Here is a 15,122-nt window from a genome sequence, read left to right as displayed (position 1 = left end):
TCAATTTAATCCCCCCGTTAAATATCTAATGTTTAGTAAGAAAAGCACCGACCTTCTATAAAGGACAGGTGCTTTTAATTTATCTACAAAAACACTTAATTATAAATTTTTCCCAGCTGTCCAACCGCCATCTATGACAAAGTTGGAACCTGTAACAAAGCGAGCCTGATCAGAAATTAAATATTCAATACATGAAACAATATCCTGCGGTAGTCCCCACGTATCTAAGGATTGATTGCTTTTTATAAGGGATACCAAACGCTCATCACTAAAATATTCTTCTGTAAGCTCTGTTCTAATGACACCGGGAGAAATACTGTTCACTCGTATGTTTTGCTTACCAAACTCCATAGCCATCTGTTTAGTAAGTCCAATTAGAGCATGTTTTGATGCAACATAAGCCGCTCTTTCAGGTTCAGCCATTAATCCTGAAACAGATGCTATATTTACTATGCAACCTTTTGTTTTAGACTTGTACCAACGCTTAGCAGCTTCCCTTGAAAGAATAAAGGGTGCTACTAAATTAACATCTATTACTTTTTTAAATAGATCATCAGAAAGTTCTAATACAGGTGTTATTTCCCTGATACCAGCGGCGTTTATAAGTATGTCAGGACAAAGGGTATCTGTATCCAATTGTATAAAAAGATTATTAATCTCATTGCTGTTACTTAAATCTATTTGTACTAACTTAAAAGACGTATGTGTTTTTGTATAGTCTACTAATTTATTTGTATTAATATCAAGAGCTATTACATTGAATGATTTTTCTAAAAAATATTCAATACAAGCATTTCCTATACCACTGTTGGCGCCTGAAATCATAATAGTTTTATTTTTTATCATTTTGGCTCCTTATAAGAAAACGTTACTAATAAAATGTCACGTACGGCTTCTGTATTACACTCTGTTCCTAGTGGTGTTACAGCGTGGAATACCTTTTGTCCAAATACTAAAGTTTCTAGGGGATCCTCCAAACTTATAAACTTGTTAATTTCCCTAGGGCTGTTTGCAATTAGATTGTCTCCGCCAAGAGCTGTATTACTTAAATTCATGAGATGTAAAAAGACAATCGGCTCATCATCCTTATGTAGCCAAATTGGAGAGCTAAAAGAAGGGTTTTCTCTCGTTGCCTTATATCTTACTTGATGTAAACCTATAATTATATCCTTACTTGTATCAAGTATGTTTGTATTAAATGCAAATTCACTATCAAAGCGAACAATTTTCTCAATTAATGAATTATGTAAAAATTCATCTGTTATACTGTTGAAATTTCTAATTTTCCCACCATCATCATAATTATATTCTTCAGATTGGAAATATCCATTGTCTGTATCTAGAACATAATCTGAAGAACCAGCGTATTTTATATATCTTGAATAGGCTCTAGCGCGACATTCGCCATATGCGTCGTTTTGTAAGCTGTAGTAGTCTAACTGTGCTTTCGTTAGTAATGCCTGATCTTCTTGATCTTGTAAAAAAATATCATTAGAGATTTGAATGTATCCATTTGATTCGAATTCATGTACATTTTGTTCTACGTCAAAACTGCTTGTCTTATTAGAAACTGTTGTTAGCATAAGAGCACCTCAAACTTTCAAATTATATTTTTCCCACTGTATATTCAGAATGAAGCATGGGTTGAGGAGTAATATGTTTAATAACCTTAAATATAACTTGTTAAATTAATACACAACATTAACTATTTGGTTATTAATAACTCCTATTACAGTATAAACCATATTAGAAAATTTTTGCAAATATTTTCGAATTGTATGAAATTTTATTTTAATTAATTTTTTATTCTGACTCGCTAGGATTTTTCTCTTTATTCCCCATTTTTGTTTGTCCCCTCCAAAATGTAAGATGTATCATTCAAATGAATTTTTGCAAATAACATCTATTAATCCTTCTGTATAAAAATACGCATATAAAGACGAGAATTGATATTTTAAAAGGTAAAATATTACCTTGTATTAGCATAATTTTTCATCTCTATATTTTTATTATTTAAAAAACTAAGTATTAAATCAAATGCAAATATACATATCGTTATTTCTTAATTGTAATATATAAAGAACCACCACTTCTAAATGGAACGCTATGCATGACCACCGTCATCCTAGTTCAGCGCTAATCTATTAGCAAAACAGTGGATCCTCATTTTGAGTGCCTTCTCTTTTTATCTTTTTTTCCAACAATGTTTTGCTAATTTAATATTCAGTTGTATGCAGTGTTGTCACCCGTGAACTACCCGCCACTTAACGTCCTAACGGACTGTTTGAAGTGGGGGCTTCTCGATTAGTCGTTACTTTTGATAGCTAACGAATTCGTCCTAAGACAGCCGAGCTAACCCCCTTGTTCCAAAGGTTATTTTATTGCTATTTATGCTAACGCTAATAGGCGTATTGCTTCATTTTTGATATTGATAGCTGCGTTATAATCTCTATCGAGATTTACACCGCATATGCAAGAATATACTCGTTCAGACAATGTCATATTTTTTACATTTCCACAACTACTACATGCTTTTGTGGAAGGAAACCATTTGTCTATTTTCACAAGTTGTTTTCCTTGTTCGTTTAGTTTATAAGCTAAGAAAGAAGTGAACATACCCCACCCATTATCAGCAACACTTTTTCCAAAATGAAGTGCTCGTGACATTCCTTTCATGTTTAGGTCTTCAATAGCCACAACATCAAAATGAGTAGCTAACTCTTTAGACTTATGATGAAGGAAGTTCTTACGTTGGTTCGCTACTTTTTCATGTAACTTAGCTACACGGATACATTGTTTATTCCGACGAATAGAACCTTTGGTTCTTCTTGATAATACTCGTTGTGCCTTTGCTAATCGGTCTAACATTTCACGATAGAACTTAGGATAATTGGCTTTCTCATCCTCAGAACTAACGTATAATCCATCCATCGCAAAGTCTAATCCAACAACTGTTTCTACTTCTTTTTGTACAATCTCTTTTTCGTATTCAGTCAAGATGGACACATAGTATTTACCAGTAGGTGTCATAGAAATCGTACATGACTTGATCATATAATCTTGTGGTATCTCTCTATGCTGTTTGATACGTACCATTTTCAGTTTTGGCAATTTGATATGACCAGTAAGCAACATAATATTTCCGTTTACTACATTCGTTGTATAAGACTTTCTGTCTTTTTTACTTTTGAATGTTGGGAAGTCATTTTGACCACTAAAGAAATTCTTATAGGCAGTTTGCAAGTTTAGTTGAGCATTTGCCAAAGCTAATGAATCAACTTCTTTTAACCACTCAAATTCTGCTTTATATTTCGCAGGAGTTGGAAGCTTTTGTTTCTTTAGTTGTTCCTTATCATCTTTGTATTTTTCGTACGCTTCTTTCCGTTCAGCTAACATTCTGTTATACACGAAACGTACACAACCGAAGGTTTTACGCATAAGATATGCTTGTTCTTCTGTTGGATACAAACGGAATTTATATGCTTTATTATGCTTTGTCATATCATTTCACCTCACTTTTCACCTTGGTTTTCAATATATTTCTTTACTACATCTATTGGCGAACCACCAGTAGTTAGTAAGCAAAAACTTCTTGACCAAAACATCTCTTTCCAAAGTTTCGTTTTCACTTGTGGAAAGTCTCTCTTGATTAGTCGAGAACTTGCACTTTTATAAGCATTAATAAATTTTGTCATTTCTGTATTCGGATGTGCCTTGAACAAAATATGAACATGGTCTACATCATGATTCCACTCTACCAGTGTTATGTTGTAATTCTCGGATAACCTGACAAACATGTCTTTTGCATAGTTTGACATATCATCATCAAACACATTTCTTCTGAATTTTACGACCAACACAAGATGGTAATACAACAAGAATACTGAATGGTTATTGCTGTCTAATTTCATTTATATACCAACCTTCGAACTTTATAAGACTGATTATATCAGAGGCAAAATAAAAAGCAAATCCTTTTGGCTACGCCAAACCGAAATTCATCTCCCACCTACCGCTGGGCTACGCCCTTCATGCGCTTGAGGAAGGAGAATTCTTTCGAGGAATTCGTTAAAAAATCAGTGGTCTTTTATTTAGAGAAGAATTTAGCTAATTAATTTCATGTTTTGAATACAAAGCGATTGCAACCAATGGTTTTAGCAATTAATATTTCTTGATTCTTATTTAGATAGATATGAAATTTATATGCTTTACTTACTAACATAGGGTGCACCTCACCTTTTTATAGGATATCTACAGTATATAAAAAACGTAGGCTTACGCCTACTGATATTCATCTCCCACCTAAAATTAGTGTTTCACACCTTTATATTTTTGAGGAAGGAGTCTTCTGTCAGAAACCGAAAAAAAATGAGATACTCCCATTTTTTTCAGTCTTGGATTATTTCGTTTTCATTAGCTTGATAGTGATGTTTCCGTATCCCCTAAAAATAGAAAAAGAAGATTGAGACATCTCATCTTCTTTTCAGGCAGAGTTAGAGAAAGCATTTTATTGGATAAAATGCTTTCTCTAAGAACTAGCTCTGCAAAAATCGCTGTATTTCTATTTCTGGTAATCCTGTAAGCTTTGCAATGTCTTCTACAGACACACCATTTTTATGCATGCCTCGAATGAGTTGCATCTTTCCTTGCTCAACCCCTTGTTCGATTCCCTTTTTAATTCCTTGTTGTTCTGCATGAGCAAATTTTGCTGCCTCATCCATTAAGGCCTTTTCTCTTGCTTCATATGCTTGACGGAAAGAAGAATCTTGACTCAGACGTTCCCATTTATTCATTGCTTTTTGTAAAATCGGATCTCGGTTCATGGCAATATCCTCTAATGTTTGTGTGAGATGTTCATCTTCATTCGCAGGTAATAATAATAACCAACGAACAAACGAATCTTCCCCCGGATTGACTTTCTCTTCGCGCCATTGCTGCATCAACTTTGGAATCTCTACTATATGAACTTCTATATCATCACTTAATAGCTTAGTCGCTCACAACAAGAGAGGATAGCATTTACATTTTGCTTATTTATTTTACCACTTGAACAGATACTGGTTTCCAGCCCTGATTCTCTACCCAATCAATATCAACCTTATATTTTTTATTACTTTGCTTATCTCGTACATTACCGTAGGCTTTATTTTCACCATTATTTCCAATAAAATCAAAAATCAATTGACCCTCTGGAACATCAACAGCATAAGAAATTGCTTTTTTCATCTCATTCCAATCTACTGTTCCTTCTTTAAATTTCATTGCAGGTTTTGCTCCTTGCTCTGTACCAATTGGCTTCCAAGAAGGATTAGTTTGAGAACCCTTTTCTTGAGATACCGTTTTTTCTCCCTCTTTATTTTCATTTTCGCTCGTTTTTACCGATTTTTCTGCTTTTTGTTTCTCTTCTAACAGTGCTGCTTCTCTCTCTTCACGTTTCTTCTCTTCTAACAGTGCTGCTTCTCTCTCCTCACGTTCCTTCTCTTCTAACTGCGCTGCTTCTTTCACTTCACGTTTCTTCTCTTCTAACTGCGCTGCTTCTTTCTCTTTATGTTTCTTCTCTTCTATCTTTGTTGCTTTCTTTTCTTGAGCAATTGCTTTCTTTGATGTATCAGAAGGGGAAAACAACTGGTATGTCACTATACCAACTGTCACTAATACCAAAGTAAATGCAATATTAAAAATCACTTTTTTACGACGATTTTGTTGTTTTTCTTGAAACCTGCTTCCTTGTCCCATTTTTTAAACCTCCGAGTTTATTTTCTCTTCTAATCTTTATGCATTATCCTTATAATTCTTAATATTTTCATTAAACAATGGAAATGAATTACAATTCCCATACAAGATTTCATATCATAATAAAATTTGTGTTGTTTCAAGCATCTGACATATGTTATTCAAAAATATTTTAATACATTATAAATTGATAAGCATCTGTTCGTAAGAAACCTTCAATTTTATTCAAAGGTGATTCCAATTACGTCCACATTAGATCTCCTGTAGAAATCTTTTTAACAATTAAGCCCCTTCTTCCCTTATTTATAATTTTCAAATTAAACTGCCCTCTATGGTACAATAAAGATGTGTTGTTTTCTACTGGGGTATGTCGTAAAATCAAAAGGGATTTTATCTCTTTTACCTTTTTTTCAGAGTAACTTTCACCACTAGGAGACTCTATTATTCCTAATGTAATCTTTAATTCGCTTTCATCAAAAATCCAATCTTTATTAAGTTCCCTTATCTTTTGTATAAAGCTTCTTTTGGTTTTTCCTATATAGATCAATGTTTCATTCTTAGCATATACTCTAGAGATTGCAAATATTCCCTTCTTAAAAGCTTCTTCTCTATTATAAAAATCATTTAAACTATACAATCCATACCATTTAATATGTACTGTTTCTATTAACCTCACCTCATTTTTTGATAATATTATAATTTCTGAATGTTCAAATTATTATGGATACATAGCCTTGATTACTTGAATTATAAATAGTGCTTTTCAATAATACATTTTATTATTACTAATTTCAATAATGAATATGTACATATGTAGTATTGGATGGCCGCAAAAAAACATGGGAATTTAATTCAAGCCCTATATCAAAATGAAAATAAAAAACACCTGTGATATACACAAAGTGCTTTTCTCTTGTCAATTTATCTATTTTCTTTTTATAACTCAAACTCCTTCGAATCGTACTTTTCTAGAGTTTGCTGCAATTCATTTTTTTCATATGGAATATGTTTATCTGTCTGTATATCTTCAACATTTTCTCCACCCGCTAATAATCTCCTGTACTTAAAAGAGTGCCCTGTTAATAATGGTGTAATTATGTTGTATGGCCCTCCTTTTGTTTGATTACTTGTATCATAAAACAAGTATCTGAAGCTGATATGTGGTCTACTTTACTGATAAAAATAACAAATAAAAAAGGAAACCTGCATGTTCGTTATAGTGATTTTCATGTTATATATACTCATATAAATTCATTAATATGCAATATTACATATTAGGTTCCTGTATCTTCATGATATTGATGTATTTATGATACTTTTATCTTCATATTTAGAAAGGAATACTATTGTACGTTGAAAAGGCGGAGTCTCTTTGAAGACTTCGCCGTTGTTTATATAGGGCATGAATGGTCTCGATACCTTTTATCGTACGTGAAGCATGACGAAGATTTTGAAATCCTGCAGATTTAGCAAAACGTCTCTTGACATGCCTATGATCCTGGTCAATAAGATGGCTAAAATTTTTGATTCTACAATGGATTGTAGTTTGATAAACCGAGAGACCCTTTAGAATAGAAATCACTTTTGACACAAAACAATGATTTTATATGGTGTAGTTTGAGCTGGTATACTCATTGTTGTAAAAATATAAATAGCTATTAAATTTCGATTTACAAGATTACCTGTAAAGAATTGACCATTTGTTAATAAAATTTGAGTAGAAGGAGAAATATTTAATTTTAATTTTCCATCACTACTCTCCAACTGTTCATTAAAATAGTCTACTTTTACATTTTGATGCGGTGTATATTTTGCCATAACAATCGCTTGAAATTGTGGTGGAAAAATGAGAAGAGCAGGAGCGTTAGCATCGTAAAACCCAGTTACTTTATCTCCTACTACTACCGTTGCATAGTCGATAAAATACGTATTTGGTTTCACTACAAATTTTATTAGATTCCCATAACCATTATCTACGGACATTAATTTATTACATCCTATATCTTCGTTTGACCCTGTTACAAAATCGTTAATCATAGTTATTGTACCATCAAATGATTGAAATTTTTTCATTCAAATACCTCTTTTGTTTATATAATTAAACCTCTATCGTTACTCTATAATTTTTAAAAACATGTAAATGAAATAATCCTTCTCGTATCAATTCCAAAAATAACCCAAAACCTACCGTTCCATCTAAAACCAGCAACAGACCTTGGTCCTACAAAAATTGGGAAATACCAAAACTGTTCACCATTACTAAGCCATATATAAGTATTTCGAAATAAACATAATGAAATTGCTCCTGGATCAACAGCAAATGGTGAAGCAGTTGATTGTTGAGGAATAAATGATGGGGGAGGAGATGTTGGAGCTTGTGAACTTTGCTGTCCTGGAAAACTTGGTACACCCGGAAAACTTGGCATTCCAGGTATACCTGGAATCTGAGGACCAGGGAATTGACGATCGAAGCATTGATCATAATTTATATAAGGAAAATATATTGAATCATTATACATTTAAAAACCACCTCTTTATTTTTAAAACCCTCTAAATTATTAATATGTAATGTTGTTCGTATAGGAAGCTTATTCGCTTCCTATACGAACAACATTTTAAACAGGAAAGTATACCTATACCCTTTTTTCGGTATGGGGTAATGGAAATTCCAGTGTCATCTTTGCTACTACACCCTGTTACCAATCAAACATGCACAATGTAGAAATATGGCCCGATTGTTGAATAACATGACTGGCGTTTTTTAAAGAACCTTATTTTGTTTTAAACGACTTTATTGTAAATTAAACAACCTTATTATCTCTGTACATGTTAAGTTTTGTTCAACATACGGGTACGTACTCGCATTTAGTACGACAATTGTGGTCAGGTAATGCCTGTCCACATAAAAATTGCAATATCAATGTACGATTTAATTGTCACAAATAATATATTTCAAACCAGAAAAAACGACCTACAATGAATTATGATGCCTCTTTTCTTCACTTGTCGGTGCTTTCCTGTAAATGAATCTTTTTCTGTCAAACAAATAGTATTAAGTCCCCCTCTCCTTGCCTAAAATAACGATTCCTTTCATTCGCCATCCTTCTCCTTTACTATTTTTGCAGTATTTTATCATTTTTCTATTTGAAGCAAAGGCTACATCCTCATTTCTACGCAAAATAAAAACGCCTCCTGTAAAGAAACGCCCCATAATATCAGTTTTTTTATCCTTCTAAATGACTTATTATATATCGCTGCTTATTTATGTCTTGACGTTTTAAAGCCGTCACTAACTCTCGATTAACATCTGATACTGGTAACGGTTCTCCGTATATATCAAACAACTTTATTCCTAACTGACTTATAATCTTTATATTATTACGATTCCTACTCTCTTGTGTATAACTAATGATAGTGCGTAAATTAATCCCAAAACTTATCATACTAACCAACGCCCCTTTTTCATTATAAATAGATATAGGTATACTTCTATTTATCTTCGTGGAATCCCTTGAAGTTTAATATCGCTATATATTTCTCAATACACTAGCGGTGTATACCATCTCCGTTTCTGTCATAATTCTACGCCACCTCCTAAAAGAAAAATTCAGTAGGAACGGTTTAAACATCTAAAAAATCCATCGACGAAACTCATACTTTCTTATATTTTGTCGCATTAAATAAAGTATGGACACTCGATTTATTCAGAATATTCTGTATATTTATGAAAAAAACTCATAGTGAAATTTAAAGTATCTAATTCCTGTTATTATCAGAATAAGCCTATACGGAGAAAAGGGGGATATTATGACTGTTCAAGAAAAACGCAATGAGCAATTGATGAAAATATTAAATGAATGGTATGAAGAAATCCGTTCATATCATGTAAAAGAAGCAAAACAAACATATCTAAAAGTACAAGAAAATTTAAAAGGAATAGAAACAGACCAATATTTATCATTCTATTATTCACTACTGAATTTTAGATATAAGGTCTTGGTAGATGGAATGAGTATTACTAAAGATTCTTTTAATAAAATAGAAGAGCTCCCTAATATCAAAGATGAATTTTCATTTTTAGCTTACTACTATCATTTCTTTAAGGCAATCCACTCTACAATTATAGCAAATTATACTGAAGCGAGAACACATTTTGAAAAGGCGGAAGAACTTTTAATTGATATACCTGATGAAGTAGAAAAAGCCGAGTTTAAGTATAGAATTTCAACTTACTTTTATCAGTCTTATCAACCATTTGAAGCGATTCAACATGTAGTAAAAGCGAAAGAAATATACCTGAATCATGTAGGATATGAAATCAATATTGCTTTATGCGACAATGTATATGGTTTAGCTTGTATAGATCTAAGAGAGTTTGAAAGAGCTGAAGAATGTCTCAATACGGTTATTGATGTTTTTAAGAAGTATGATAAAGAACATTTATTATTAAGAGTACGTTACAATTTGGGCTGGTTATATAATATTCAAGATTTATATCCATTGGCGATCCGACAGAGTTCTGAAATTATAAATAAAATACCGAACCATTTTAAAGCATTATTTGTCTTAGCAAGAGCATATTATAAATTAGAAGGCGTTGAAACAGCAAAATCATATATCGAACAGGGCATGAAATATACAAATGAATCCGGAAATGAGGAATATAAGCACCGTTTCGCAGTTTTAAATGAACTAATCACAGAACTGCCTAGAATTAAACTAGAAAAAGTAGTTACTGATGCAATTTCTTATTTTGAAAAAGAGGGCATGTGGGATTGTGTAAAAGAACATGCAGAGATTTTAGCACTCCAATTTTACCAGGCAGATAATCATGTTAAGGCGAGCAAATATTTCTACATTAGCAATAATGCCAATAAGAATCATTTGAGAAAAGGAGCGTTAAAGTAATGAAAAAAATAAAAAAAATTGTATTAAGTATGGTAGTAGTAAGTGCATTAGCATGTAGCATGATTAGTTTACATGTATCACAACCTTCTTCCTTTAATGGTGGAGATACACCATCACCCACAATACCGAGTGTCTCTGTTGAAGTATCTATTGATTAACGTAATATCATTTGTCCTGCTTAAATAGTCTAAATATTCAACTTTTAATCCACAAAATTGTTTAATCAAAATGAGAGAAATTGTGAATCCCTAGTCCGAAACAAATGTGTTTCGGACTATTCGCGTTACTATTTTTATTTTGAAAAGGATTGGTTAAAACAAATCTATTCTCTATTTTAGGCATTCTCCCCTCCCCCCAGGAACTACGTATTAACTAGGAAACGAACCCTATTAAACAATTATTAAATCTTCTTTCATCCAAGGCAAAGTAACTACAAAGTTTACTTCTCATTCCTACCACCTTCTCATACATAGATGCCTTTACAACAGCCTTTAATTTATTTCATTTGTTGTTATTCCATTTCTAAAAATTTCTGATATCCCCTTTTGAAAATCCCCTGCATTAATTCCATTTCTATCTCTCACAAATGAATGGTATTGCGTATTATACCCAACCAGTTTATAGATTTTAATAATATTAATTACAAAACCTTCCTAAATTCAAATAGAAGGACTATTTTATTCTGTCAACTCCCCCTATATTGATAAATATGAAATATTCAATTTGTTTGACATTTCAATGACTTATAACAGGAAAATATATACATTAAATGAAACCTAATGTATCTTTGATTTGTAAGTCGTGGTTAGTTGCCCAACTTTCCATGCAATTTAATAATAAAAATTAAGGGGGACCTAAAATGAAACAAGTATTAAGGAAAAGTAAGAGAAAAATGATATATCTAGTTGGTTCACTTCTAATTGCTCTATCAATGTTTGCAAATACAAGTTTTGCAGCTACAGAAGGTGCTGTAAAAAGTGTTACAAATAGTAACTATACCGGGATTGCAGCTGATATAAATCTACCAAAATCAGTTGTTGTTAAGGATGGATATGTGAATTGGTATTTAGGTATTGGAGCATCTAAAGTTGAGGGTGGTATTTCAAAAACATCAAGTGGATATAAAGTATTTCTTAATTCAGGATATAATGAATCAGGTCAAAACAGTAAGTATTGGAACACACAGTATGATACATCAATTAAAGATGGTGATCGAGTAAACCTTAAACTAGTTAATAACGGAAATGGTACGGTTACTATGTATGTAAATGGAAGTCCTAAATATGTAAATCAACCTGTATATGGTACGTTTTCTCAATATGAACCAGTAAAAATGGTTCAGGGCGTTGAAGATACTGGAAGTAATTCTTTTAGCCAAGCTAGCTTTTCAAACGTACTTCTAAGAGCAGATACATCTGGATTTACCTACAAAAGTTGGAACAGCTCAATTTCTTCCTCATTTTCTCAACACGGTACTTATGGTAGTAATTTCAAAGTTTATTCTCAAGTACCATTAAGCGCAAGTTTACGTTAAGGTTTTTATTTGCATAATAATGTTTGTATGAAAAAAAGTAGCTGCGCTTTTGTGCAGCTACTTTTTTTAAATAGAGTAAATTAGTAATAGATATTCGAGTGACCATAAGTGACATCTATCATACTTTAGCTTCTTCGAATTCAATAACATTTGATCCGCATGTCTTATTAATTGGCTTAACGTATCGAGATCCATATTGTAGTAACTACAACATGTTTTATTATTACTAATGCTACACTCCTCATTGTAACCTTAATTCCATCTCATTGATTTTTTATTATATAAAGTAGACAACATCAATATACAACTTAGTAATGATAATAGATATACAAAGAGAATAATATACAATTGTTTTGTTTCAATGCTATCAATATAAAGACTCATAATTGGATATGACCAAGGGAATAGTATCCAATAGTTTGTATGAGAGATAAAAAAGCTACCAAGTCCACCTATACCCCCTACTAATAATGAAAGTAACGGGATTTTATAAAATATTATATTTATTAAAAAATGTAGATTCACAATAATTAAAGAGCTAATTACCATAAAAAGTATAGAAAAAATTAAACTTTGATAAACAGTCCCGAGATTATCAACCGTTAATACTATAGGTATACTCGTTATGATTAAAGCACATAGTAAATAACCAAAAGTAATTATTAAGCAAAATAAAAACTTATTACTTAATATAGTTTTTAAAGTGATCCCGTGATAAATAGCAGACATATATCCTTTTCTTCTGAATTCGTTTACAAAAGAAAATGACACTAATAGACCTATCGCAATAGGTAAAAATAACCTACAAAAAAGGCTCAGAATCGCTATATGCATGAAAACGCCATCTTTTAATTGAGACGATACAGTTAGTAAAACTTGAAAACTAATTGGAATCAACAGAAATACTAGTAACAGGATATACAATCCATTATGAAGACTTTTTTTATATTCACCTAAAATACCCACTTGTTTCACCCTTTATTATTCATATGTATAATATTTAAAACTCACAGACAATAACATAATTCCTAAAATATATATTGAAGAAATTGCAAGATATAATAAAATAATTGTTTCTTTAAACGCTACGTCACTTACTATATTCAATGAATAAAAGATTGGAAATGTCTTTGTAAATATTAAAGGGAATAATCCATATGTTATAAAGAAAAAAAGCCAAATAACTGACAAGGATGCCGCAAGAATTCCCTTTTTTATAATTAAATGAAAAAGCAATTGAGAATATGGTATTGCTAGAGATAAAATCGTACAAAGTATCAACATTTTTAAAAAATAAAGTATTGATATTTCATATCCATTTATAAAAGTATAGATACCCATAACCGAAAAATTCAAAATATTAAAGACCAAATAGAACAGTATAAACATTAAATTTTTAGTTACCAATAATTTAAGTTTCGAAATGGGCTGTGTATAAATAATGGCCCAAGTACCATATTTATTTTCCGAAGAAATGATAAAATACCACATACAAGCAGAAAAAATACTTAACGTTAGTGTATTAAAATTTACTGTAATTGCTATAAGATTTGTAGATTGAAACATGTCGGGATGATTCTTATTAAAAATAAAATAACTTATACACAAAAAGCTTGATAATAACGAAAAAAACAAAGAAATTAATAATAATTTTCTCCCACCAATTTTTCTCATCTCACTATTTACACTTTTAAAGATAAATTGCATTATTATAATAACTCCTTTTGTTTAGTGAAAGATAAAAAAACTTCCTCTAATGTTGGCTTTTTAGGGCTAACTTCAAAAATATCTATATCATTTCTAATTAATATTCTGGTTAAACTAGGAACACTATCTTGATCTATTGTTATTCTGAATACCCCTTCTTTTTCAATACTATAAGGTATACCTTCATTACTTAAAATTCTTTCTGTAGAAGTAGTAGTATTAACATGAATGATATATTCTCCAGAAGTAATAATACTGTCTAATTTCCCTTCATAGAGTAAGCTACCCTTATGTAGTAATGCTATGTGATCTGCTATCATTTCAATTTCAGCTAAATTATGACTAGAAATAAATATAGTCTTCCCCTCATTTTTTACCAAATGAAGTAATAAACGCCTTATCTCATGTACTCCCTCTGGATCTAATCCATTTGTTGGCTCGTCAAGAATTAGTATTTTAGGGTTATTAAGAATAGCAAAGGAAATACCTAGCCTTTGTTTCATTCCTAAAGAAAAATCTTTAACTTTTTTATCTTTTGCTTTATATATTCCTGTAGTTTTTAATACTCTATCTATTTCATCTAAAGATTTATTAATCATTTTTTGTACATAGGCTAAATTTTCATATGCTGTTAGATTAGGATAATAAGTAGGTGAATCAATAAAACAACCCACATTTTCAAATAATTCTTCTTTCCATTCTTTTATATCTTTATTATCAAACAATATCGTTCCCTCATCTGATGGAATTAATCCTAATAACATTCGCATTGTTGTTGTTTTCCCTGCACCATTTGGTCCAATAAAAGCATATAAACTTCCTTCTGGAACAGATAAGTTTATATCCCTTACAATGGATTGATTTGCAAAAGACTTTGTTAAATTTTTAGTTTGAATTGCTAATTTCATTTTGTCCCTCTCTCTCATCCCCGCATGAAATTAAGTATCGATTTACGTATAATCAGATTTACAGGAGATATCATTCAAGTTAATTTTACCATAAAAAGGGATTTATTAACTCAATTTCTTTTGTTTTCTAAGGCTTCACCAAAAAAGTTTAATACAAAATTAATTTGATATATTTAATTACTATTGCAACCATTGGAGCCTCTGCTGCTGTTGGAAGTTCTGGGATGACTGCCGTGGCTTCTGCCGCAATGATTGCTTCTTCTCCAGAATTAGGTCGCATGGCATGTAGAAGAATTTATCCTGAGCATTAATATCAATCTACGTAAAAATGG

Annotated in this window: 17 protein-coding genes and 3 pseudogenes; 3 read left to right on the top strand and 17 right to left on the bottom strand. The window is 31.5% G+C overall.

The window, feature by feature from the left end:
- Positions 1 to 99: 99 nt before the first annotated feature.
- From JFT95_RS28685 to JFT95_RS28630, 13 genes and pseudogenes are all read right to left on the bottom strand, one after another.
- Entirely contained in the window at positions 100 to 846 is a 747-nt protein-coding gene (locus JFT95_RS28685) for an SDR family NAD(P)-dependent oxidoreductase (RefSeq protein WP_002144105.1), read from the bottom strand.
- Positions 843 to 1,583, bottom strand: coding sequence for a 2OG-Fe dioxygenase family protein (locus tag JFT95_RS28680; RefSeq protein WP_002065477.1), 741 nt, complete (start codon positions 1,581 to 1,583; stop codon positions 843 to 845). Before JFT95_RS28680 ends, JFT95_RS28685 begins: the two co-directional genes overlap by 4 nt.
- Before the next feature lie 805 nt (positions 1,584 to 2,388).
- On the bottom strand, positions 2,389 to 3,501 hold the full coding sequence (locus JFT95_RS28675; protein WP_201038200.1) for an RNA-guided endonuclease TnpB family protein: 1,113 nt from the start codon (positions 3,499 to 3,501) through the stop codon (positions 2,389 to 2,391).
- A gap of 11 nt (positions 3,502 to 3,512) precedes the next feature.
- A complete protein-coding gene (gene tnpA, locus JFT95_RS28670) occupies positions 3,513 to 3,911 on the bottom strand; it encodes an IS200/IS605 family transposase (protein ID WP_201038201.1) in 399 nt (132 codons plus the stop codon).
- A 215-nt stretch (positions 3,912 to 4,126) separates the two neighbouring features.
- Positions 4,127 to 4,222 (bottom strand): annotated as a pseudogene (locus JFT95_RS28665) (helix-turn-helix domain-containing protein); the annotation flags it as partial.
- A 313-nt stretch (positions 4,223 to 4,535) separates the two neighbouring features.
- A pseudogene (locus JFT95_RS28660) lies at positions 4,536 to 4,991 on the bottom strand (Rpn family recombination-promoting nuclease/putative transposase); the annotation flags it as partial.
- 43 nt (positions 4,992 to 5,034) lie between these two features.
- Positions 5,035 to 5,736: a YrrS family protein gene (locus tag JFT95_RS28655; protein WP_201053989.1), complete on the bottom strand. Its 702-nt coding sequence runs from the start codon at positions 5,734 to 5,736 to the stop codon at positions 5,035 to 5,037.
- A 238-nt stretch (positions 5,737 to 5,974) separates the two neighbouring features.
- Positions 5,975 to 6,409, bottom strand: coding sequence for a hypothetical protein (locus JFT95_RS28650; protein ID WP_002013690.1), 435 nt, complete (start codon positions 6,407 to 6,409; stop codon positions 5,975 to 5,977).
- A gap of 654 nt (positions 6,410 to 7,063) precedes the next feature.
- A pseudogene (locus JFT95_RS28645) lies at positions 7,064 to 7,288 on the bottom strand (DDE-type integrase/transposase/recombinase); the annotation flags it as partial.
- A gap of 23 nt (positions 7,289 to 7,311) precedes the next feature.
- Positions 7,312 to 7,806: a hypothetical protein gene (locus JFT95_RS28640; protein WP_201053987.1), complete on the bottom strand. Its 495-nt coding sequence runs from the start codon at positions 7,804 to 7,806 to the stop codon at positions 7,312 to 7,314.
- A gap of 53 nt (positions 7,807 to 7,859) precedes the next feature.
- Positions 7,860 to 8,252, bottom strand: coding sequence for a collagen-like protein (locus JFT95_RS28635; protein WP_201053985.1), 393 nt, complete (start codon positions 8,250 to 8,252; stop codon positions 7,860 to 7,862).
- A gap of 533 nt (positions 8,253 to 8,785) precedes the next feature.
- Entirely contained in the window at positions 8,786 to 8,911 is a 126-nt protein-coding gene (locus JFT95_RS29960) for a hypothetical protein (protein ID WP_256508296.1), read from the bottom strand.
- Between the two features lie 46 nt (positions 8,912 to 8,957).
- Complete coding sequence (locus JFT95_RS28630; RefSeq protein ID WP_002144183.1) at positions 8,958 to 9,176, bottom strand: hypothetical protein; 219 nt, start codon at positions 9,174 to 9,176, stop codon at positions 8,958 to 8,960.
- A 364-nt stretch (positions 9,177 to 9,540) separates the two neighbouring features.
- Between JFT95_RS28630 and JFT95_RS28625 the strand changes: the two genes are divergently transcribed.
- Together JFT95_RS28625 and JFT95_RS28620 are read left to right on the top strand one after the other, a co-directional pair.
- Entirely contained in the window at positions 9,541 to 10,641 is a 1,101-nt protein-coding gene (locus tag JFT95_RS28625) for a response regulator aspartate phosphatase (protein ID WP_201053983.1), read from the top strand.
- A complete protein-coding gene (locus JFT95_RS28620; protein WP_002144187.1) occupies positions 10,641 to 10,799 on the top strand; it encodes a Phr family secreted Rap phosphatase inhibitor in 159 nt (52 codons plus the stop codon). The genes JFT95_RS28625 and JFT95_RS28620 overlap by 1 nt, the downstream gene beginning before the upstream one ends.
- Positions 10,800 to 10,860: 61 nt before the next feature.
- Here JFT95_RS28620 and JFT95_RS29955 read toward each other — a convergent pair whose 3' ends face one another.
- A complete protein-coding gene (locus JFT95_RS29955) occupies positions 10,861 to 10,983 on the bottom strand; it encodes a hypothetical protein (RefSeq protein WP_256508295.1) in 123 nt (40 codons plus the stop codon).
- 517 nt (positions 10,984 to 11,500) lie between these two features.
- On the opposite strand from JFT95_RS29955, the gene JFT95_RS28615 reads away from it, so the two are divergent.
- Complete coding sequence (locus tag JFT95_RS28615; RefSeq protein WP_078205485.1) at positions 11,501 to 12,175, top strand: hypothetical protein; 675 nt, start codon at positions 11,501 to 11,503, stop codon at positions 12,173 to 12,175.
- A gap of 252 nt (positions 12,176 to 12,427) precedes the next feature.
- Here the strand turns inward: JFT95_RS28615 and JFT95_RS28610 are convergent, their stop codons facing one another.
- Genes JFT95_RS28610 through JFT95_RS28600 form a run of 3 tightly spaced genes read right to left on the bottom strand, consistent with a single transcriptional unit; the run spans position 12,428 to position 14,790 of the window.
- Positions 12,428 to 13,141 (bottom strand): ABC-2 family transporter permease, encoded by a 714-nt coding sequence (locus JFT95_RS28610; protein ID WP_201053981.1) that lies wholly within the window; start codon positions 13,139 to 13,141, stop codon positions 12,428 to 12,430.
- Between the two features lie 15 nt (positions 13,142 to 13,156).
- Positions 13,157 to 13,882 carry an ABC transporter permease gene (locus JFT95_RS28605; protein ID WP_201053980.1) on the bottom strand — a complete coding sequence of 242 codons (726 nt, stop codon included), beginning with the start codon at positions 13,880 to 13,882 and terminating at the stop codon, positions 13,157 to 13,159.
- Positions 13,883 to 13,884: 2 nt separating this feature from the next.
- Entirely contained in the window at positions 13,885 to 14,790 is a 906-nt protein-coding gene (locus JFT95_RS28600) for an ABC transporter ATP-binding protein (protein WP_002204111.1), read from the bottom strand.
- Positions 14,791 to 15,122: the final 332 nt, after the last annotated feature.

This window comes from Bacillus sp. TH17 (assembly GCF_016651125.1).
GTDB lineage: Bacteria > Bacillota > Bacilli > Bacillales > Bacillaceae_G > Bacillus_A > Bacillus_A mycoides.
Note: the sequence above shows the minus strand (reverse complement) of the source record. Positions and strands in the feature narration are given on the sequence as shown.